The organism is Mycobacteroides sp. H003 (assembly GCF_001440135.1).
GTDB classification, from domain to species: Bacteria; Actinomycetota; Actinomycetes; order Mycobacteriales; family Mycobacteriaceae; genus Mycobacterium; species Mycobacterium gwanakae.
The window spans coordinates 241,368-261,451 of record NZ_LJYL01000019.1 but is presented as its reverse complement, the minus strand read 5'-3'; the positions used below and the strand labels follow the sequence as shown (position 1 = coordinate 261,451).

At 64.3% G+C, this 20,084-nt stretch carries 16 protein-coding genes; 9 read left to right on the top strand and 7 right to left on the bottom strand.

Annotated features, from left to right (window positions below):
- Positions 1 to 49 precede the first annotated feature (49 nt).
- The 3 genes from car (AOT87_RS13990) to AOT87_RS13980 all read left to right on the top strand — a co-directional run bounded on the left by car (AOT87_RS13990) (position 50) and on the right by AOT87_RS13980 (position 7,815).
- Complete coding sequence (gene car, locus AOT87_RS13990) at positions 50 to 3,613, top strand: carboxylic acid reductase (protein ID WP_057966705.1); 3,564 nt, start codon at positions 50 to 52, stop codon at positions 3,611 to 3,613.
- A gap of 53 nt (positions 3,614 to 3,666) precedes the next feature.
- Positions 3,667 to 7,224 (top strand): carboxylic acid reductase, encoded by a 3,558-nt coding sequence (gene car, locus AOT87_RS13985; protein WP_057966706.1) that lies wholly within the window; start codon positions 3,667 to 3,669, stop codon positions 7,222 to 7,224.
- 90 nt (positions 7,225 to 7,314) lie between these two features.
- A complete protein-coding gene (locus tag AOT87_RS13980) occupies positions 7,315 to 7,815 on the top strand; it encodes a nuclear transport factor 2 family protein (protein WP_057966707.1) in 501 nt (166 codons plus the stop codon).
- Here AOT87_RS13980 and AOT87_RS13975 read toward each other — a convergent pair.
- The 3 genes from AOT87_RS13975 to AOT87_RS13965 form a co-directional block, all read right to left on the bottom strand.
- Complete coding sequence (locus tag AOT87_RS13975) at positions 7,812 to 9,554, bottom strand: amidohydrolase family protein (protein WP_057966708.1); 1,743 nt, start codon at positions 9,552 to 9,554, stop codon at positions 7,812 to 7,814. The genes AOT87_RS13980 and AOT87_RS13975 overlap by 4 nt on opposite strands.
- Positions 9,555 to 9,669: 115 nt before the next feature.
- Positions 9,670 to 9,990 (bottom strand): 2Fe-2S iron-sulfur cluster binding domain-containing protein, encoded by a 321-nt coding sequence (locus AOT87_RS13970; RefSeq protein WP_030093746.1) that lies wholly within the window; start codon positions 9,988 to 9,990, stop codon positions 9,670 to 9,672.
- Positions 9,987 to 10,895: a metal-dependent hydrolase gene (locus tag AOT87_RS13965; RefSeq protein WP_030093747.1), complete on the bottom strand. Its 909-nt coding sequence runs from the start codon at positions 10,893 to 10,895 to the stop codon at positions 9,987 to 9,989. Before AOT87_RS13965 ends, AOT87_RS13970 begins: the two co-directional genes overlap by 4 nt.
- A gap of 180 nt (positions 10,896 to 11,075) precedes the next feature.
- Between AOT87_RS13965 and AOT87_RS13960 the strand changes: the two genes are divergently transcribed.
- Both AOT87_RS13960 and AOT87_RS13955 read left to right on the top strand, forming a co-directional pair.
- Positions 11,076 to 11,804: a TetR/AcrR family transcriptional regulator gene (locus tag AOT87_RS13960; protein ID WP_030093748.1), complete on the top strand. Its 729-nt coding sequence runs from the start codon at positions 11,076 to 11,078 to the stop codon at positions 11,802 to 11,804.
- The gene (locus AOT87_RS13955) at positions 11,801 to 13,171 is read left to right on the top strand and encodes an AarF/ABC1/UbiB kinase family protein (protein ID WP_057966709.1); all 1,371 of its coding nucleotides are present in this window, start codon (positions 11,801 to 11,803) and stop codon (positions 13,169 to 13,171) included. The genes AOT87_RS13960 and AOT87_RS13955 overlap by 4 nt, the downstream gene beginning before the upstream one ends.
- On the opposite strand, the gene AOT87_RS13950 is transcribed toward AOT87_RS13955, so the two are convergent.
- Positions 13,168 to 13,599 (bottom strand): Immediate-early protein 2, encoded by a 432-nt coding sequence (locus tag AOT87_RS13950; RefSeq protein ID WP_057966710.1) that lies wholly within the window; start codon positions 13,597 to 13,599, stop codon positions 13,168 to 13,170. The two genes, AOT87_RS13955 and AOT87_RS13950, sit on opposite strands and share 4 nt — an antisense overlap.
- Positions 13,581 to 14,603: an SDR family NAD(P)-dependent oxidoreductase gene (locus tag AOT87_RS13945; protein ID WP_057966711.1), complete on the bottom strand. Its 1,023-nt coding sequence runs from the start codon at positions 14,601 to 14,603 to the stop codon at positions 13,581 to 13,583. The genes AOT87_RS13950 and AOT87_RS13945 overlap by 19 nt, the downstream gene beginning before the upstream one ends.
- A gap of 131 nt (positions 14,604 to 14,734) precedes the next feature.
- Here AOT87_RS13945 and AOT87_RS13940 point away from each other — a divergent pair, with 131 nt between their 5' ends.
- Positions 14,735 to 15,229 carry a DUF1942 domain-containing protein gene (locus AOT87_RS13940; RefSeq protein WP_109398783.1) on the top strand — a complete coding sequence of 165 codons (495 nt, stop codon included), beginning with the start codon at positions 14,735 to 14,737 and terminating at the stop codon, positions 15,227 to 15,229.
- Positions 15,230 to 15,248: 19 nt separating this feature from the next.
- On the opposite strand, the gene AOT87_RS13935 is transcribed toward AOT87_RS13940, so the two are convergent.
- Positions 15,249 to 16,004: an FkbM family methyltransferase gene (locus tag AOT87_RS13935; protein WP_057966720.1), complete on the bottom strand. Its 756-nt coding sequence runs from the start codon at positions 16,002 to 16,004 to the stop codon at positions 15,249 to 15,251.
- Positions 16,005 to 16,080: 76 nt separating this feature from the next.
- Between AOT87_RS13935 and AOT87_RS13930 the strand changes: the two genes are divergently transcribed.
- Positions 16,081 to 16,629 (top strand): GNAT family N-acetyltransferase, encoded by a 549-nt coding sequence (locus AOT87_RS13930; protein ID WP_057966713.1) that lies wholly within the window; start codon positions 16,081 to 16,083, stop codon positions 16,627 to 16,629.
- Here the strand turns inward: AOT87_RS13930 and zapE are convergent.
- Complete coding sequence (gene zapE / locus AOT87_RS13925; RefSeq protein ID WP_057966714.1) at positions 16,598 to 17,674, bottom strand: cell division protein ZapE; 1,077 nt, start codon at positions 17,672 to 17,674, stop codon at positions 16,598 to 16,600. The two genes, AOT87_RS13930 and zapE, sit on opposite strands and share 32 nt — an antisense overlap.
- 33 nt (positions 17,675 to 17,707) lie before the next feature.
- Here zapE and AOT87_RS13920 point away from each other — a divergent pair, with 33 nt between their 5' ends.
- Together AOT87_RS13920 and AOT87_RS13915 are read left to right on the top strand one after the other, a co-directional pair.
- Positions 17,708 to 18,490: a pyrimidine reductase family protein gene (locus AOT87_RS13920; protein WP_057966715.1), complete on the top strand. Its 783-nt coding sequence runs from the start codon at positions 17,708 to 17,710 to the stop codon at positions 18,488 to 18,490.
- Between the two features lie 28 nt (positions 18,491 to 18,518).
- Positions 18,519 to 20,060, top strand: a complete 1,542-nt coding sequence (locus tag AOT87_RS13915) for an alpha/beta hydrolase (RefSeq protein ID WP_057966721.1) — start codon at positions 18,519 to 18,521, stop codon at positions 20,058 to 20,060.
- Positions 20,061 to 20,084: the final 24 nt, after the last annotated feature.

Sequence of the window (20,084 nt, the reverse complement as noted above, 5' to 3'; positions counted from 1 at the left end):
ATCTACTTTTTAGACTTCCTAAGAACACTCTGTTGATGTGAGGCTGCCCATGACCGTGAACAACGACATCGACCCGCAGCTGGAGCAGCTGACCCGTCGTATCGAGAATCTGCGCGAGAGCGATCCCCAGTTCCGCGACACCCTGCCCGACCCCGCGGTCGCCCAGCAGGTGTTGCGCCCAGGCCTACACCTCTCCGAGGCCATCGCAACCTTGATGACCGGATATGCCGCGCGCCCCGCACTGGGCGAGCGGGCACGTGAATTGGTCACCGACCATGACGGCCGGACCATCCAGCGTCTGCTCCCCCGTTTCGAAACCACCACATACGGTGAATTATGGTCCCGGACAAAATCTGTCGCCGCGTCGTGGCACCATGACCCAGCCCACCCGGTCAAGGGTGGCGATCTGGTGGCGACCCTGGGATTCACCAGCATCGACTACACCGTGCTGGATCTGGCGATCATGATTCTCGGCGGAGTGGCAGTGCCACTGCAGACCAGCGCGCCGGCTTCACAGTGGACCACCATCCTTGCCGAGGCCGAACCCAACACCCTCGCCGTCAGCGTCGAATTGATCGGCGTGGCACTGGAATCCGTACTCGCGACCCCCTCGATCAAACAGGTCGTGGTGTTCGATTACACCCCTGAAATCGATGCGCAACGCGAGGCCTACGAGGCCGCCGGGGCACGGCTTGCGGGAACCGGTATCGCCATCGAAACACTCGATGCGGTGATCGCCCGCGGCTCCGATCTTCCCGCGGCCCCGCTCTACGCGCCATCCCCCGGCGACGATCCGCTGGCACTGCTCATTTACACCTCCGGAAGCACCGGGGCCCCGAAGGGCGCCATGCACAGTGAAAACATCGTGCGCCGCTGGTGGATTCGCGAAGACGTCATGGCTGGCACCGAAAACCTGCCCATGATCGGCCTGAACTTCATGCCGATGAGTCACATCATGGGCCGCGGAACACTTACCTCCACCCTGTCCACCGGTGGCCTCGGCTATTTCGCCGCATCCAGCGACATGTCAACACTTTTCGAAGACATGGAGCTGATTCGTCCCACCGCTCTTGCCCTGGTCCCCCGGGTCTGCGACATGGTCTTCCAGCGGTTCCAGACAGAGGTGGACCGTCGCCTGGCCGGTGATCGCACCGCCGATGCGGATGCGGTGGCCGCCGAGGTCAAGGCCGAGATCCGCAACGGCCTCTTTGGTGGCCGCGTGCTGGCGGTCATGGTGGGCTCTGCGCCACTGTCCGATGAGCTGGGCGAGTTCATCGAGTCCTGCTTCGAACTTCATCTGACCGACGGTTATGGATCCACCGAAGCCGGCATGGTGTTCCGCGATGGAATTGTGCAGCGGCCCCCGGTCATCGAGTACAAGCTCGTCGATGTGCCCGAGCTGGGCTACTTCTCCACCGACCAGCCGCATCCACGGGGCGAGCTGCTGCTGAAGACGGACGGCATGTTCCTCGGGTACTACAAGCGCCCCGAGGTCACCGCGGGCGTCTTCGACGAGAACGGTTTCTACATGACCGGCGATATCGTCACCGAGCTCGCACATGACAACATCCGGATTGTCGATCGCCGCAACAACGTTCTCAAGCTGTCCCAGGGCGAGTTCGTCGCGGTCGCGACCCTGGAAGCCGAGTACGCCAACAGTCCAGTGGTGCATCAGATCTACGTGTACGGCAGCAGCGAGCGGTCCTACCTGCTGGCGGTCGTCGTACCGACACCTCAGGCCGTCGCCGCCGCCAAGGGTGACGAGACGGCACTCAAGGCGACCATCGCCGAATCCCTGCAGGACATCGCCAGAGAGCTGCAGTTGCAGTCCTACGAGATCCCGCGCGACTTCATCATCGAGCCGCAGCCGTTCACCCAGGGCAACGGACTGCTGACCGGTATCGCCAAGCTGGCTCGCCCGAACCTCAAGGCACACTACGGCGATCGTCTGGAACAGATGTACGCCGACATCGCCGAACAGCAGGCCGCCGAGTTGCGCGAGCTGCACAGCGTCGATCCCGACAAGCCTGCGCTGGAAACAGTACTCAAGGCCGCGCAGGCCTTGCTCGGCGTCTCGTCGGCCGAGCTGGCCGCGGACGCGCATTTCACCGATCTGGGTGGCGATTCGCTCTCGGCGCTGTCCTTCTCAGATCTACTGCGGGACATCTTCGGTGTCGAGGTTCCCGTCGGCGTCATCGTCAGTGCCGCCAACGACCTCGGCAGTGTCGCGCAATTCATTGACGAACAACGTCATTCAGGCGGTACACGTCCCACCGCCGACACGGTGCACGGTGCCGGGCACACTGAGATCCGCGCCGCCGACCTGACCCTGGACAAGTTCATCGACGAGGCCACCCTGCGTGCCGCCCCCGCGCTCCCGAGGGCGACCGGAACCCCACAGACCGTGCTGCTCACCGGCTCGAACGGTTACCTGGGCCACTATCTGGCCCTGGAATGGCTTGAGCGCCTGGACAAAACAGACGGCAAGCTGATCGTCATCGTTCGCGGAAAGGATTCCGACGCCGCGTACCGCCGCCTGGAAGAAGCGTTCGACACCGGCGACGCCGGACTGCTGACGCATTTCCGCGCACTGGCCGACAAGCACCTGGAGGTGCTCGCCGGCGATATCGGTGACCCGAACCTGGGACTGGATGCCGACACCTGGCAACGCCTGGCCGACACGGTCGACGTCATCGTGCATCCGGCAGCTCTGGTGAACCACGTGCTGCCCTACCGGCAGCTGTTCGGCCCCAATGTCGTTGGCACCGCTGAAATCATCAAACTGGCACTGACCACCAAGATCAAACCCGTCACCTACCTGTCGACGGTGGCGGTCGCGGCGTACGTCGATCCGAGCACCTTCGATGAAGAGTCCGACATCCGGCTCATCAGCGCGGTGCGCCCCGTGGACGAGCTGTATGCGAACGGATACGGCAACAGCAAGTGGGCCGGTGAGGTACTGCTCCGGGAGGCACACGACCTGTGCGGTCTGCCGGTCGCGGTGTTCCGCTCCGACATGATCCTGGCCCACAGCCACTACACCGGCCAGCTCAACGTCCCCGACCAATTCACCCGACTGATCCTGAGCCTGATCGCCACCGGCATCGCACCCGGCTCGTTCTACCAAGCACAGGCAACGGGCGATCGCCCACGCGCCCACTATGACGGGCTACCGGGTGATTTCACTGCCGAGGCGATCACCACGCTGGGCACTCAGGTGCCGGAGGGCCCGGAGGCGTATGTGACCTACGACTGCGTCAATCCGCATTCCGACGGTATCTCGCTGGACAACTTCGTCGACTGGCTCATCGACGCCGGATATCCCATCCAGCGCATCGACAACTACGGCGACTGGTTCGACCGCTTCGACACCGCCATCCGCGGCCTGCCCGAAAAGCAAAAGCAGCACTCCCTGCTGCCACTACTGCACGCGTTCGAGCAGCCCTCCGGTGCCGAAGACCACGGCGTGGTTCCGGCCAAGCGTTTCCAGCACGCGGTGCAAGCCGCCGGAATCGGTCCGGTCGGGCAAGACGGCACCACGGATATTCCGCATCTGTCGCAGCAGTTGATCGTCAAGTACGCCACGGACCTGGAACAGCTCGGGCTCCTGTAGGTCCAGGTGAGCCCGCGCACTTACAGAATCCAGGGTTTCGTAAGCTGCCCGATATGACGATCGAAGCCACCGCTGCCAATACCAAGGAAGCACGTCGTCAGCGGTTGGTTGACCGTGTCAGGCGGCTCTTCACCGAGGATCCACAGTTCCGGGCCGCCAAACCCGATACTGCGGTAGACGCCGCGGTCGCCGCGCCCGGTCTGCGGCTCGCTCAGGTAGTCGCCACCATCATGGATGGATACGCCGATCGGCCGGCCCTCGGGCACCGGGTGCAGGAACTCATCACCGATGAGACAGGTCGGTCGGCACTTCGTCCCCTACCTGAGTTCGAGACCATCACCTACGGGGAACTGTGGGGCATGGCCCGCGCGCTGGCTTCGGCGTGGCATCACGACCCGAGTACTCCGGTGTGCGCGGGCGACTTCGTCGCGATGCTCGGCTTCACGAGCGTCGACTACACCGCGGTCGATCTCGCGTGCATCCATCTTGGCGCGGTGGCGGTACCGCTGCAGACCAGCTCGGCCGCATCGAACTGGACCGCAATCCTCGCCGAATCAGAGCCTTCGGTACTGGCGGTGAGCGCCGAGTTATTGGATGCGGCAATAGAATCAGCGCTCGTCACGCCGTCGCTGCGGCATATCACGGTCTTCGATTACCACCCCGGTGTCGATGCGCAGCGCGACAGTGTCGAGTCGGCGCAACACCGGATAGCCGAGGCCGGCCTACCGATCTCGGTCGAGGTGATGTCCGCGGTGATCGGGCACGGTCGTGCCCTTCCCGAGGCGCCGTTGTTCACCGCCGAGGACGGCACCGACCCGTTGGCGCTGGTGATCTATACCTCTGGAAGCACGGGCACCCCCAAGGGCGCGACGTACACCGAGAAGATGGTCGCCAAACCATGGCTAAGGGCCGACACCCTGAGCTCCAAGGCCGAGATTCCGTTGATCAACCTCAACTTCATGCCGATGAGCCATGTGATGGGACGCGGCAGCCTGGTCACGGCCCTGGCCTGTGGTGGTCTGGCGTACTTCGCGGCATCCAGCGATATGTCCACCCTGTTCGAAGACATCACCCTCACCCGGCCCACGGTGGTGACGCTCGTTCCCCGCGTGTGCGACATGCTCTTTCAGCGATACCGCAACGAAGTCGAACGCCGTGCGGGGCTGGACTCCGCGGCCGACCTGGCCGCCCTCGATGCCGAAGTCAAGAGCGATATCCGTGAAAACCTTTTCGGCGGACGCGTTTTGACAATCGTCTGCGGATCGGCACCACTATCCGAAGAACTGGCGGCATTCATCGAATCCTGCCTGGACGCCCGCATCACCGACGGCTACGGCTCCACCGAGGCCGGGGTCATCGTCCGGAACGGACGCATCCAGCGTCCCCCCGTCATCGACTACAAGCTGGTCGATGTGCCCGAGCTGGGCTACTTCTCCACCGACAAGCCGTACCCGCGAGGTGAGCTGCTGGTGAAGGCCGAGTCCGTGTTCGGTGGCTATTTCAAGCGTCCCGACGTCACCGCCGATGTGTTTGACCCGGACGGTTACTACAAGACCGGGGATATTGTCGCCGAGCTGGAACCCGACAAGATCCAGATCGTCGACCGGCGCAACAACGTGATCAAGCTTTCCCAAGGCGAGTTCGTCGCGATCGCCAACCTCGAAGCCGAGTATGCCAACAGTCCACTGGTGCAACAGATTTGTGTCTACGGAAGTAGCGAACGGTCCTACCTGCTGGCCGTGGTGGTACCTACCGCCGAGGCTTTCGAGCAAAGTCATGGAGATGACGAACTACTCAAACGCCTGATTGCCGAGTCGCTACAGCAGGTCGCCCGCGAAGCCGAGCTGCAACCGTACGAGGTACCGCGCGACTTCCTGGTGGAGACCGAACCATTCACCGCCGCCAACGGCCTATTGACCGGTATCGCCAAGCTGGCCCGGCCGAAGTTGCACGAGAAGTACGGCGCCCGTCTGGAACAGCTGTATTCCGATATCGCGAGTGCCCAGGCGCTCGAACTACAAGCCCTTCACGCCGCCGGACACGAGGGCAAGCCGGTCCTTGAGACCGTGCAACGTGCGGTGACAGCATTGCTGGGCCTATCCGTAGCCGAGGTGGGCCCGGACTCGCACTTCATCGATCTCGGCGGCGATTCCCTTTCGGCGCTCTCCTTCTCAGATCTACTGCGGGACATCTTCGGTGTCGAGGTTCCCGTCGGCGTCATCGTCAGTGCCGCCAACGATGTGGCGGCCATCGCGAACATCGTCGAAAGGCACCGCGACTCGGGATCACTCCGGCCCACCGCCGAGTCCGTGCACGGCGCCGGGCACACTGAGATCCGTGCCGCTGACCTGACCCTGGACAAGTTCATCGACGAGGCCACCCTGCGTGCCGCCCCCGCACTCCCGAGGTCGACCGGGACCCCACAGACCGTGTTACTGACCGGAGCCAATGGCTATCTAGGACGGTTCCTGGCCCTGGAATGGCTTGAGCGCCTGGGCAAAACCGGCGGCAAGCTCATCGCTGTCATCCGCGGCAAGGACTCCGACGCCGCCTACCGGCGCCTGGAAGAAGCATTCGATAGTGGCGACGCCGGACTGCTGACGCATTTCCGCGCACTGGCCGACAAGCACCTGGAGGTGCTCGCCGGCGATATCGGTGACCCGAACCTGGGACTGGATGCCGACACCTGGCAACGCCTGGCCGACACGGTCGACGTCATCGTGCATCCGGCGGCCCTGGTGAACCACGTGCTCCCCTACAACCAGCTGTTCGGCCCCAATGTCGTTGGCACCGCGGAAATCATCAAACTGGCACTGACCACCAAGATCAAACCCGTCACCTACCTGTCCACCGTCGCCGTGGCGATCTCGGTGGACCCCAAGGTGTTCGACGAGGACTCCGACATCCGCACCATCAGTGCGATCAGGCCCCTCGACGACGGATACGCCAACGGATACGGCAATGCCAAGTGGGCCGGCGAGGTACTACTGCGGGAAGCACACGACCTGTGTGGCCTGCCGGTCGCGGTATTCCGCTCCGACATGATCCTGGCCCACAGCCACTACACCGGCCAGCTCAACGTCCCCGACCAATTCACCCGACTGATCCTGAGCCTGATCGCCACCGGCATCGCACCCGGCTCCTTCTATCAGCCACAGGCGACGGGCGATCGCCCACTTGCCCACTATGACGGGCTACCCGCCGATTTCACGGCATCGGCGATTACCTTCCTCGGCATCGCGGTCGCCGCGTCGGAAAGCTTCCACACGTACGACTCGGTGAACCCACACTCCGACGGCATCTCGCTGGACAACTTCGTCGACTGGCTCATCGACGCCGGATACCCCATCCAGCGCATCGACAACTACAGCGACTGGTTCGACCGCTTCGACACCGCCATCCGCGGCCTGCCCGAAAAACAGAAACAGCACTCCCTGCTGCCGCTACTGCACGCGTACCGGTATCCGCAGCACGCACACAACGGTGCATTCCTCCCCGCCATTAGGTTCCGCGAGGGTGTTCAGGCCACCCAGAACACCGACATTCCCCACCTCACCCGGGATCTCATCGTCAAGTACGCCACGGATCTGCGGCAGCTCGGACTGCTGTAGACGCACGAATTTCTGTGCGCCGCTTTCAATTCCGGCTTGATACCGCCGAAAGCCCGGATCCAGAATGAACCGCGGTGTTAGGGTCCCGCCATGGGACAGTGGTCACGCGACGAGCTGCAGAACATGTTCGACCATCACCTTCGGGTGGTCGATGAGATCGGCCCCAAGGGCGAGTGGGCCAAGTACGCGGATCTTTTCGCCGAGGACGCCAGTTACATCGAACCGACCTACGGCACCTTCGAGGGCCGGGAGGCCATCCGCGAGTCCATGGTCAAGACCATGTCGGAGTTCCCCGGGGCTGAGATGCCGCACTACTTCTCCAACTGGCATGTCGTCGACGAGGAACACGGCTGGGTCATCTGTGAGCTGGTCAACCGGATGAAAGACCCCGGCGACGGAAGTATCTGGGAAGCAACGAATATCAGCATCTTTCGCTATGCCGGCGACAACCATTGGGCCAACGAGGAAGATGTCTACAACCCCATGCAGTTCATGACAGCGATCCAGGGTTACGTGCAGCGCAGCAGCGAGCTGGGTTCGTTGTCCCCCGCCGCCCAGACCTTCGGGAAGAACATGGGCTGGCTCGGCTAACTCGCGGCCAGGAACCTGCCCGCCTTGACCGTACTGCCGAAGCCGTCTACGAACGTGCCGTAGGAGTACACCCGCTGGCCACCGACAACCGTGGCCGCGATCGCCTTGTCGTTGCGGCACACCTGCCGGGACACTCCGAACTCCTCCATGTACTGCTCATGGTAATCCTCCAGCGAATCATCAAGGCCCGCAGGATCAATCACCGCGATATCGGCGGTGTCGCCGATACGCAGCCGCCCGGCGTCCAGTCCATACCATTCACCGAGTTCGCCGGTAAGCCGATGCACCGCGGCTTCCAGCGGCATGAACGGAGCACCCGCCTCTCGGGCCTCTTTGACACGCTTGAGTAACCGCAGCCCCGCGTTGTAAAAGGACATGTTGCGCAGGTGTGCCCCGGAGTCGTTGTTACCCAGCTGGAAATAGCGGTATTTGATGGCCTCGTTGAGCACATCGGTTCGGTCATTGGCGATCGTGGTGTGCCAGCGCACCTTTCCGGGGTACTCGGACACCAGGTCCAGGAAGGCGTCGACCGGCTGCACCCCGCGCGCGTCGGCCACCTGACCGAACGACTTGCCCACCACAGATTCATCGGGGCACCCGACGATCTCGGTGTCGTACATGTCGCGGTTCCAGGCCACCACTCCGTATTTCTGGGCCATCTCCTTGCGGAACCGGCGACGATATCCCTCATCCTTGATCAGGTCGACCCGCTGGAGCTGATCACGAATATCCAATGCCGCCGTGCCCGAGGCGAACTCCTCAAAGATCACCAAATCCATACCGTCGGAATACAGATGGAAAGGCACCGCCAGGAGCTGGAAGTTCACCTGGGAGCGCAGCAGCGGGTTGAGGCCACCGGTGGCCGCCTTGAGAAGCTTGATCACCGACCTGTTGCTCTTCAGATCGAAGGCCGCCAGCAGCGTGGTCTTGAGCGAACGACGCCACGGGCGCGCACCGCTGAGCAGGAAGTGCATGACGGTCTCGGGGCGCTTCTCCACGTCGAGATTCGACTGCACCACGGCGCCACGCCGGCGCACCACGTCATACAGTGCGCCGTACTCGCGCCAGGTCGCGTAGGTAGACGGCAATTGCCGACCAGCAAACCGGGTGCCCTCCAGCTTGGAGAAGCGCAGCCGGTCGGTGGACAGGCCGACGAAACCCGCGTCGAGCGCATCGGTCACCATCGTGCGCATCCGCGCCAGTTCCTCGGATGTGGGGCGCTCGTCGTAATCGGTTGCCCGCGCAAGTCCCATCACCGCGGCACGGATATCAGAGTGTCCGATCAGCGTTGCGACATTGGCGCCCAACGGAAGTGACTCGATGAACGTGCGGTAGCCGCGTGGCCCGTCCCAATCCTTGTGCTCCTTGAGCGCCGAGTGAACCGCGTCCCACGGCAGGGCCTCCACCCGGGCGAATAGATCTGCGACATCCTCGGGATCGGCGTACACCGCGGACATGGAGCAGTTGCCGTAGATGACAGAGGTGACACCGTGCCGCACCGACTCGCCCAGTCCCGGACTGACCAGCACCTCGGCGTCGTAGTGGGTGTGCACGTCGACCATGCCGGGAATGACCCACTTGCCGTTGGCATCGATGACCTCGCCGGCCTCGGCACTCGAAAGATCTGGTGCCATGGCCACCACTTTGCCGCCGCGCACCCCGACGTCCAGCACTTGGCCAGGCGCACCCGTCCCGTCGAACACCAGGCCCCCGCGTACCAGCAGGTCAAATGTCGCCATAGTCGATCCACCTCATCCGATCAGCAGGTCCTCAGCTTATCCCTGCTGATTCATGCCCACCCGTGAAGGCCCGGCTGCGCCTTCGCGGGTGCGCCACAACGCGCGAGGTCCTTGCTCACGCATCGAAGAAGATGTGCACCCGATCGGATTCCGGGAGCGTCTGGCACGCCAGCGTGAACCCCTCGGCCACCTCGCTGTCGATGAGAGACTCGTTCATCAGCATCCTCGTCTTGCCCGATCGCACCGAGCACATGCAGGTGGCGCAGGCGGATTCGCGACACACGTACGGCGCGTCGATGCCCGCATCCAGCAACACGTCGAGCAGCTTCTTACCCGGCGGCCAGTCCAGAACGTGTGTACTGCCGTAGATTTCGACCTCCAGGACGGTGCTCCCGGCGACATCGCTACTGGCGACTCGGATCGCTTCGGCCGTCACTGGCCCACCGCGCGACGACCCGGCAGTCGATCATTCAGCTCACCCTCAGAACCGAAAAGGATTCCCTGCCACTTTTCGAGCAGCTCCTCGGTATCCACATCGTCCGGATGGAATCCAGGCCGCATGTATTCGGCAATATCCCGCATCAAGCCCTTGACCAGCGGGCCGCGGTACACATCGATGGTCTGCCGCAGCACCGCCAACGGCTTCCATCCACTCGGATCGGTGAGGATCGATGCCAGAACGGCCAGCGTCATCAAGGGCAGCGTGCCCGCCCAGATCAGTGACATCACACCGATGCGTACCGACTCCGGGCCACCCACCGAGCGATACACATCGAAGGCGACCGACTTATGCTCCATCTCCTCCATGGCGTGCCAGTTCAGCAGGTGGTGAATCTCTTCGGACATCGGAATCTCTTGTAGCTCAGCACTGGAAAGCACCCGCTGAGCCAATACCGCCGTGTAGTGCTCGGCGGCCGCCGTCATGGCCAGGTGCGCAATTTTGGGTGCGCGTTTCTCCAGCGCGATGAGGAACTTCTCGCGCCGGCTGCCCTCCTCGAAATTCATGATCCGGACCAAGGGGTAGCCCATATCGATGATCTTCTCGTTGAGCTTGCGATGTTCACGGCCGTGCATGGCCTCCTGCCCGATGAAGCCCGCGACCCGCTTCTTCAACACCGGGTCGGTGATCTGATCGGCGTAGTTGCGCACGGACCTGATGAAGGATTCCTCGCCGGGAGGAAACGCACCGGAAAGCAGCGAAACCAAGTGACTGAAGACGATGTCGCCCTCGACATAGTGCTTCTTCATGGGAACCGGCTCACCGAACCGGAAGTTCATCCGGCGCACCTTGGGCAACTCGCGTGCCGCGACACCTCGCCGGCCCTGCTCGACAACAGCCATGACGGAACTCCTTCCTGAGACGTCTCCATTGACGTCTGACCTGGCGATTCACGATAGTACTCTGAGTACTACTGGTAGTATCCATATCGCACCGCGTGAGCACAATAGGCAGCAGACGTGTGTCGTCCGAACCGGCGAACCACGGGCCTGGCACACGTACCATCACTGGTGATGAGAGGCGTGGAGAGTGTGAGTACAGCCATCGCGTCGAAAGTCGGCCCCGGCGCCGCGCGGCGTGGCGACCGCCGCAAGGTTGCCCGAGAAGAATTGTTAGACGCCGCTTTTCGCGCCATCGACGCGACCGGCTCCACCGTCAGCATGGACGATATCGCCCGCGAGGCCGGAGTCGCCAAACCCAAGCTGTATCGGTACTTCGAAGACAAGGCCGATCTGCACAGCGCCGTACTGGAACGCGTGCAGGACATGGTGTGGAACGCGGCCATGGACCGGATCAATCTGATGACCGACTCGGCTCGCGAGTTGGTTGAGCATGGTGCCAACGAGTACGCCCGAATGATCTCCGATCACCCGAACGTGTTGCGCTTCATCGTGCATGGTCACTTCGTCAATTCCAGTGACGGCACCGAGCGTCTGGTGGAGACCGCGCAGCAGATGACGCACGACATCGCGGAGATACTGTCGAACGCGATCGACGACGAGACGGTGGACATCGACGATGCCGACCTTGCAGTCACCTCTGCCGCGGGCGCCATCGGCACCGCCACCGAATGGTTCCTGGGCCCCAATCAGCAACGTGCCGAACCAATGCCTATCGAGAGGTTCGTGGAGTACCTGACCACCGTGCTGTCCGGACTGGCCGCCTCCATCGCCGAGTTCAACGGCCTGACGCTTGATCCGGACCAGCCGCTACATCTGGCATTCACCAGCACACGCGGGGGCACCGCATGACCGACGGGGTACCCCTGGCACGCATCACCCGCGGCCGGGCGCTGGGCAAGCTGGCGGCCGGGCAGGCGGTGCGTACCGCAAGCAATCGCATCTCCATGATCGGGCGATCCGAAAAGGCGCGCGCGCTGCTCGCGGAACGATCCACCCTGCAGGCTGCCGATCAGCTCGTAACCGTGCTCGGCAGCCTCAAAGGTTCGGCGATGAAGCTCGGCCAGCTGCTTTCGATGCTGGAAGTCGACATGGTGCCGGAGGCCCATCGCGAACGCTTCCGGCAGAAATTGGCCCGGCTGCGCGATCAGGCTCCACGTGAGCCCTTCACGGTGATGCTGCCGATCATCGAGTCCAATCTGGGCAAGCTGAACAAGAACTTCCGCGATTTCGACGAGACTCCGGTCGCCGCGGCGTCCATCGGCCAGGTATACCGGGCAGTGCTGCACGACAACCGCGAGGTCGCGGTGAAAGTCAAGTACCCTGGCGTGGACGACGCGGTACGCGCAGACATGCAGAATCTTGCACTCTTTACCAAGTTCTGGCGCAAAGCGGTACCGACGCTGTCGAATTCGGCCTTCATGGAAGAGATCTCCATGAATTTGGAAAGCGAACTCGATTACCTGCGAGAGGCACGCACGCAACACGAGATCGCCGAACGCTATCGCGGGCACCCCTTCATCGTGATCCCCGACTGTGTCTCCGAATTGTGCACATCACAGGTTCTCGTGACGGAGTTCCTGGACGGCCAGTCGTTCCCTGTCATGCAGACGCTCCCCGACGACGAGCGCAACCGGATCGGTGAGCTGATTTTCCGGTTCTATATCGGATCGCTGTTCCAGGACAACGACTTCTGTGGCGACCCGCACCCGGGGAACATCCTGCGGGCGGCCAACGGCACCCTGGGATTTGTGGACTTCGGCTTGTACAACCGGATGAACCCCGAACACGTTGACTTCGAACGACACATCATGCGCGCCGCCACCGAGGGCCGCGCCGAGGACATGTATCAGGCGATGGTGGCGCGCGGGATCATCGACCCGCATGCAGACGTCAGCCCTCAGGACTGTCTGGAGTACTGCCACGCGGCTTCGGGGTGGAACCTCGTCGACGAGGAGATGACCATTACCCCGGAAATTGCCTCCAGTGCAATGATTCTCGCCGTCGACCCGCGTTCCGGCGAGTTCTCCGGAATGCGCCGCCAAAACCTGCCTCCCGAGCACATCTTCTCGCGCCGTGCGGATTTCTACACCTTCGGCGTACTCGGACAGCTCAATGTCACCGGCAACTGGCATCGCATCGCCCGCGAATGGATCTACGGCGAGCCACCCGCCACGGAGATCGGAACCGCCATCGCCAAGTGGCGCGCCGAGCGTTAGCGCAACAATCCGTCGATCGCGCGGCCGAACATCCACTGCCCGCCCATCTTCGCCAATCGGTCGAAGACCCGGGGCAGACCTCGAATGTTCACATCCTCGGTCCAGATCACGCGTGCACCACTGCCCTGGGCACGTACCTCGATCTCGGCCCACCCCAGGATAAGGCTCCCCGTCTTCTCCAATCGGCAACGGCCGGGACTCCCCGATCGCGGCGGCTCCCATCGGGTAACTGTCATCGGGTCGTCAAAACCTATGGCCCCTAGCCCTGTTCGCCCCACAAATGTGGTGCCGACCCGCGCCGGCGGATCGCTCGTCACCGACACCGTTGTCAGGGGGATGTGCTCGCTATGCCGCGGCCAGTCGGTGATACGCGCGAACGCTTCGGCGACGGGCAGCGCGGTGGTGCGCTCTATTCGGAGAAGGGCCATAAGCCAAACAACTTCGAGGTGGCCTTCTGTCTGCGCAACGCAATGATGGTGTCCGCCAAAGTTTCTCCCGGATCGCGGTAGGTTATCCCGAGTTCACGCTCGCTGGGCGAGTCGTCAGACGCGGGCATCTGTGTGTAGTACTGCATGCCTGCCTCGGTCATCGGGGTACCCAGCGGCACATACCGGCCGAGCTGATCCATCACCGTTCCCGCCACACGCAGCACGGAATCAGGCACCGGAACGGCCAGCACCGTGCTGCCCGCCGCCTCGGTCAACAGATTCACCAGCTCATCCACCTCCAGCCGATAGCCCCCCGCGGTGTAGCGCCGGGGGCCGTGCCCGGTCTCCAACAGAGCGGCGTGCAACGCGGCCAGGTCCCGGACGTCGACCACCAACCATGCCGCACTGCGTCCCGGGACCGACCTCATCAACAGGGCCCAGCGCACGCCCTCGGCCGCCTCGCCGAACTGATCCCCGGCGGGAGGGCCGAGCACCATGCCCGGGTAGGTGATGGTCACCGGTGCGCCAGCGGCCTGCAGCTCGCGCACATAGAGCTCGACCCGCGCCTTGGACTGCCCGTATCCGTCGCTGCCTCCCGCCGCGGGCAGGTCGGCCGCGAACGTCCGCAGACCGGGCCGGAACAGCGCGGTGATGCTCGAAACGTGCACTATCGGGTCCAGACCACGATCAACAGCCGTGCCAAGAACGTTCTGGGTGCCCTCCAGATTGATGGCCATCATCCGATCGGCCTCGGTGGGATCGGTGCTGACCATGGCCGCGCTGTGCAGCACCGCATCGCACCCGTCGAGCGCGGTCTCGACCGACTCCCGGTCGGTGATATCGCCGACGGTGTAGTCGGATACGTCGACCCCCAGCGTCGCCACCGTGGTGTGCAACCGGGCTTCCTTACGCACCAGAAAACGGACCTGATGCCCGGCATCGGCAATAGCCTTCGCCGTCCATCCGCCCACGAATCCGGTACCGCCCGTGACCAATACGCGCATCCTCACGTCCCCTCATGGCTTGGCGGACCGCTCCAATCAGGACATGGTAGGTCGTCGGCGACTTCCTACCGGGCGAATACGGAAGAGCCATGTGGCACCGTCCCCGGTACGGCGTGTGCCAAGATCGCTGGGTGCGTCTACGCCCCGCTCTCCAGCTCCTCGCCGTCCTCGCCGCCATCGCCATGGCCTGGGCACCGGCCGCGACTGCGCAACCCGAGCGCGTGGCGCCCATCGGGCACATCGGCGAGACGCTGCATTTCGATTACGGCACCATCGGCGCCGACGTCACCGTGCACAACATCGAACCCACCGGTATTCCTGCCGGAATGGCTCCCCCGCGCGGCATCATCTGGAAGGCGTACGTCACCATCCGGCCGACCAAGGTGCCCAACGCGTACGCGTTGCTGATGGCACTCAAGCTGGGCGGCATCTCACCGGAGACCGGCGATGCCTACGAGCCCCAGCGCACCGATGAGCCTGACGATCTGAACTACGCGCTGCGCAACGCCCCGCAGGGTTCGACCGTGAGCGGAGCGGTGTACTGGGATGTCTACCGCGGGCCGGTGCGCCACATCGTGCTGCGGTCGGCTCAAACCCAGGTTCACCTGGCCCAGTGGGACCTCTGAGACATCGCGCGCGAGCTGCTCAGCGGGGCTGGAACAGGTAATTCCGGAAGGTCTCAGTGACCTTGTCCACGGGCCGCCAGGAGTCGGCGCTCCACACAGACATCCGGTAATCCCGCGCCGTGAACCACGCGACAATGTCCTCGGCGGTGCGCCCGAACCGCTCCATGTGGCGATCTTCGACCTCCAGCATCATTGCCGGTCGGGTGCGCTCAAGGGTCTTCTCGCCGCTGACCAGAACGTCGAGTTCGGCGCCCTCGACATCGATCTTCACGAAATCGATCCGCTTGATGCTCAGCCGGTCACAGAACCCGTCGAACGTCTCGGTGTCGACAACCACCCGGATGTGCTCATCGAACTCGGCGTTTGAGCCCAGCCCGTCGGCCCCGGCATCGACAAAGGACCGGCCGGTAATGGGCTTGCCGTTGCGCAGCGGAACGCTCATGACCTGTTCACCAGGATTGGTACCCAGCGCCACGGCGTGCCGACGCACGTTCTGCGCACTGCGCAGACCCAGGGCCGCCGACGAGGTGGCGTGGGCAAACCGCAGCGGCTCCAGGCTGTACACCAGACCGTCGGCACCCACCAGACGCGCCAGCTCCGCCGTATAGAAACCGGCAGCCGCACCCACGTCCAGGCACACATCCGCGGGCTTGACCACCTGCGCGATACCCACCAGCTCGGTTTCCACCCAGGGTGTGGTGCGGGCGAGTGTGCGCAGGCCCTGCCCCACCACGGCGTCACGAATCTCGCCGAAGGCCGTCACGCGCCGCGTCATATGGTGCTCCTCAGGGTTGGTCATCAACATGGGTCGCAGTCTCGGAACCGCGCCAAGTATAGGTAGCGTGCCGGTCATGCCGATTCAGGTCAGCACCGCGACGGCTGCCGACAGCGCAGAAGTCGCGGCCGTCGCCGCCCGCACCTTCCCACTCGCATGTCCACCCTCCTCAACGCCGGAGGACATCGCGGCATTCATCGCCGCCAACCTCAGCACGAGCAACTTCGACGAGTACATCCGAGAGCACCGGGTACTGGCAGCACGTGAGAACGGCGTCATCGTCGGGTACGCGATGCTCGTGGACGGCGTCGCCGAGGATCCCGACGTGCAGCGGGCCGTCACCCTGCGGCCCGCGATGCAGCTCTCCAAGATGTATGTGCTGCCCGAATTCCATCAGGCAGGGGTGGCGGGCGCGCTGATGGACGCGGCCCTTGCCGAAGCCGCCGCGCGCGGCGCGACGGGAGTCTGGCTGGGCGTCAACCAGGAAAATGAACGCGCACAGCGCTTTTACGCCAAGCACGGCTTCAACCGCAGCGGTACCAAAACATTCCAGGTGGGCGAGCGTCTGGAGAACGACTACGTGATGCAGCGGGTCATAGAGAACTCGGTAGCGGCGCCGCGCTGAGCGCCAGTAGCCGTGAGGTGGCGCGCAAGTATTTCTTGCGGAAACCGCCGGCCACCATCTCGTCATCGAAGATCGTGTCCAGCTTCGCCCCCGAGGCCTCGACCGGGATGCCCGCGTCGTACAGGCGATCCGTCAGGGCAACGATCCGCAGCGCCACCGCCTGATCGTGCACCTGCTCCACGCCCGCGATGAACACCGCTGTCACCCCTTCGATCAGCGTCAGATACCGCGACGGATGCATGCTCGCCAAGTGCCGGCATAGATCGTCGAACTGGTCGAAGGTAGCGCCATCAATAGATGCCGCCAGCCCACGAAGCTCGTCATCGGTGTGCGGCTCGGGAGCCGGTGGTAGGTCGCGGTGCCGGTAATCGGGCCCCTCGACCCGCACGGTGTTGAAGATCGCCGACAGCGTGTTGATCTCGCGCAGGAAGTCCTGTGCCGCGAAGCGACCCTCACCGAGCTGCTCGGGCAGCGTGTTGGAGGTCGCGGCAATCGACACTCCGCGCGCCACCAGCTCCGAGAGCAGCCGCGACACCAGCGTGGTGTTGCCCGGGTCATCCAGCTCGAACTCGTCGATGCACACCACCGTGTAGTCCGACAGCAGCTCGATGCACTCCAGGAAGCCGAAGACTCCTGCTACCTGCGTCAATTCTCCGAAGCTCGCGAACGCCTTGGGGCCGGGAACGGTGTGATAGATCGACGCCAAAAGGTGCGTCTTACCGACACCGAACCCGCCGTCGAGATAGATCCCGACCCCGGGCAGTACCTCGCGCTTGCCGAACAGCTTCTTCTTACCCGCACGGCGGGTCGTCGCCTCCTGAGCGAAAGCGCGGCACGATTCCACCGCCGCGGCCTGCGTCGGCTCGTTGGGGTCGGGCCGGTACGAGTCGAAACTCACCGAAGTGAACGTCGGAGGCGGCACCAGCTGGGCAATCAGCCGCTCGTTGGAGACGGTGGGGTGCCGGTCAGCAAGGTGCTGGGGGTTCCCGGGCGAGCGAAGCGACGGGAAATGGCCCGGAGCGGCACCGGATTGCGGATCAGTCACACGGGCAGCGTAACGGCGTGTTGAGATCTCTTTGTGGCCGACAGTGACGGTGAAGAGGCGATTCGGGGCCCAGCTGGGATACAGCTCACACAGCTGACCACCGGTACACCCGCGGATCCCAGCGAGCTGGCCAACCTGTACGACTACCCCAACGGCAATGCACTTTGCGTGCGCGCCAGCATGATTGGCAGCCTGGACGGCGCGGCGACGGTGACCGGATTGTCCGGTGGACTTGGCGGCGACGGCGATCGCGCGGTGTTCGCGGCCATGCGCGCCAACGCCGATGTGATTCTCGTCGGGGCGGGCACCGTGCGGGCCGAGCGCTATCACGGCGCGCATCTGCCGGTCGGGCTGCGCCAGCGCCGCCAGGCCCGTGGACAGGGTGAGGTTCCGGTGATTGCCGTGGTCACGGGGTCGGGAACGGTAGACCCAAGCACTCCCCTGTTCACCGAGTCGGAGGTCGCGCCCATCGTGGTGACCACAGCGGCCGGGGCAGCGAACGTCGCCTCCCGCGTGTCCGATGCACAGGTCCTCGTCGCCGAGCATGCCGGGAAGGTCGATCTGCGCGCCGCGTTGGCAGAGCTGCACCGTCGCGGTCTGTCCCGGGTGCTGTGTGAGGGCGGCCCGTCATTGCTCGGCACCCTGCTCGCGGCCGATCTCGTCGACGAGCTGTGCCTGACGGTGGCGCCCACCACGGTCGGCGGCGGTGGGGCCCGGATCGTGTCCAGCCCCACCGAAGTACTCACGTCATGGCGGCGGGTGTTGCTGCTCGCGGATGCGGACGGCTACCTCTTCACGCGGCACGTCCGGGCTTGAGGAACATTCACCCGATACTGTGGTCGGCATGCGTGCACGGCTGACGGGGGCGATGGCGGTTGCCGTGATACTGGCTGGGTGTGCTCCCGGCCCCTCGGCGGGACCGCATTTCGCCATGGACGAGGGCCACGGAAATGTCGGCCCCGCCACCACAGCACCGCCGGACGGCCCGCCGTCCATCGACAAACCGAAGGTCGACCTGTCCTGGCAGGACTGCACCCGTGAGGTGCTCGGCAGCGCCAACATCACCACGTCGCCGACATTCACGCTCGAATGCGCCGAGTACAAGGCCCCGCTGGATCCGATCAACGGCGCACCGGGCAGCGTGACCCTGGGCGCGGTGCGTGCCAAGACCTCGCAGACACCTGCCGACGCGGGCCCGCTGGTGTTCACCACCGGCTCGGATCTCCCCTCCTCGGTGCAGCTGGCGACATGGCTCAACGGGCCCGGCGCACAGGTGCTCAGGCAACGTCCCGTCGTCGCGGTCGATCGCCGCGGTATCGGACGATCCGATGCCATCACGTGCCGTGACACCTGGGATCTGCGGGATATGCGGGACTTGGCGCAAAACCGTGGCGGAGACGATCCGGTAGCGAGCCTGGGCAAGATCGTCGAGACCGCGACCACCAACTGCACCGACACCATCTCCCCCGGCGACTCCGCCTACAACGACGCGCACGCCGCAGAAGACCTGGAGGCGCTCCGCGCCCAATGGGATGTGCCCAACCTGGCGCTCCTCGGCATCGGCAGCGGTGCCCGAGTCGCACTGGCGTACGCGGGATCCCATCCCAACAAGGTCGCCCGGCTGATGCTCGACTCGCCGGTGGCCGCCGACATCACCGCCGAGGCCGCCGCCGAGCAGCGACTCAAGGGCCAGCAATCCGCATTCGACGCATTCGCGGCCCAGTGTGTGGCGAACAACTGCCCACTGGGACCCGATCCCGCGGGTGCCGTCGGCGACCTGCTGAACCGCGCTCAGAACGGCGGACTGCCGTGGTCGCGGGCGACGGTTGTCAGGGCGATCACCACCGCGCTGGCATATCCGGTCGGCGACGGCACCGCCGTCGTGCAGAACCTCGCGAATGCGCTGAACGCGGCGCGCGGTCCCGATAGCGGCGCGCTCACCCCGCTGGTGGACCGGGCCAACGCGCTGCGCGATTCCGACGGACAGTTCGTGAACTCGTGCAGTGACTCGCTGGCACGGCCCACCCCCGACCGGGTACGCGAGCTGGTGGTGGCCTGGGGCAAGCAGTACCCGCTGTTCGGGCGCACGTCCGCCCTAGAACTGGTGAACTGCCTGCAATGGCCCAGCGGATCCAAGCCGAACCCTCCGCAGGACCTGAAGATCAACGTGCTCATCCTGGGCGGACAACACGACCCGATCTCCGGCAGCGAGGGCGTCTCGGCGACCGCCGCGGTGATCATCAACGCCAAGGCGGCCAGCAAGCGCGTCATGTGGCAGGGCATCGGCCACGGCGCGATTGTCTACACCGGATGCGCGCAGCCACCCGCCCTGGCATATCTCAACGACGGAAAGCTCCCCGAGACCGACACGTTCTGCCCGGCCTAGTCGTACTTGCCGGAACTGCACCGG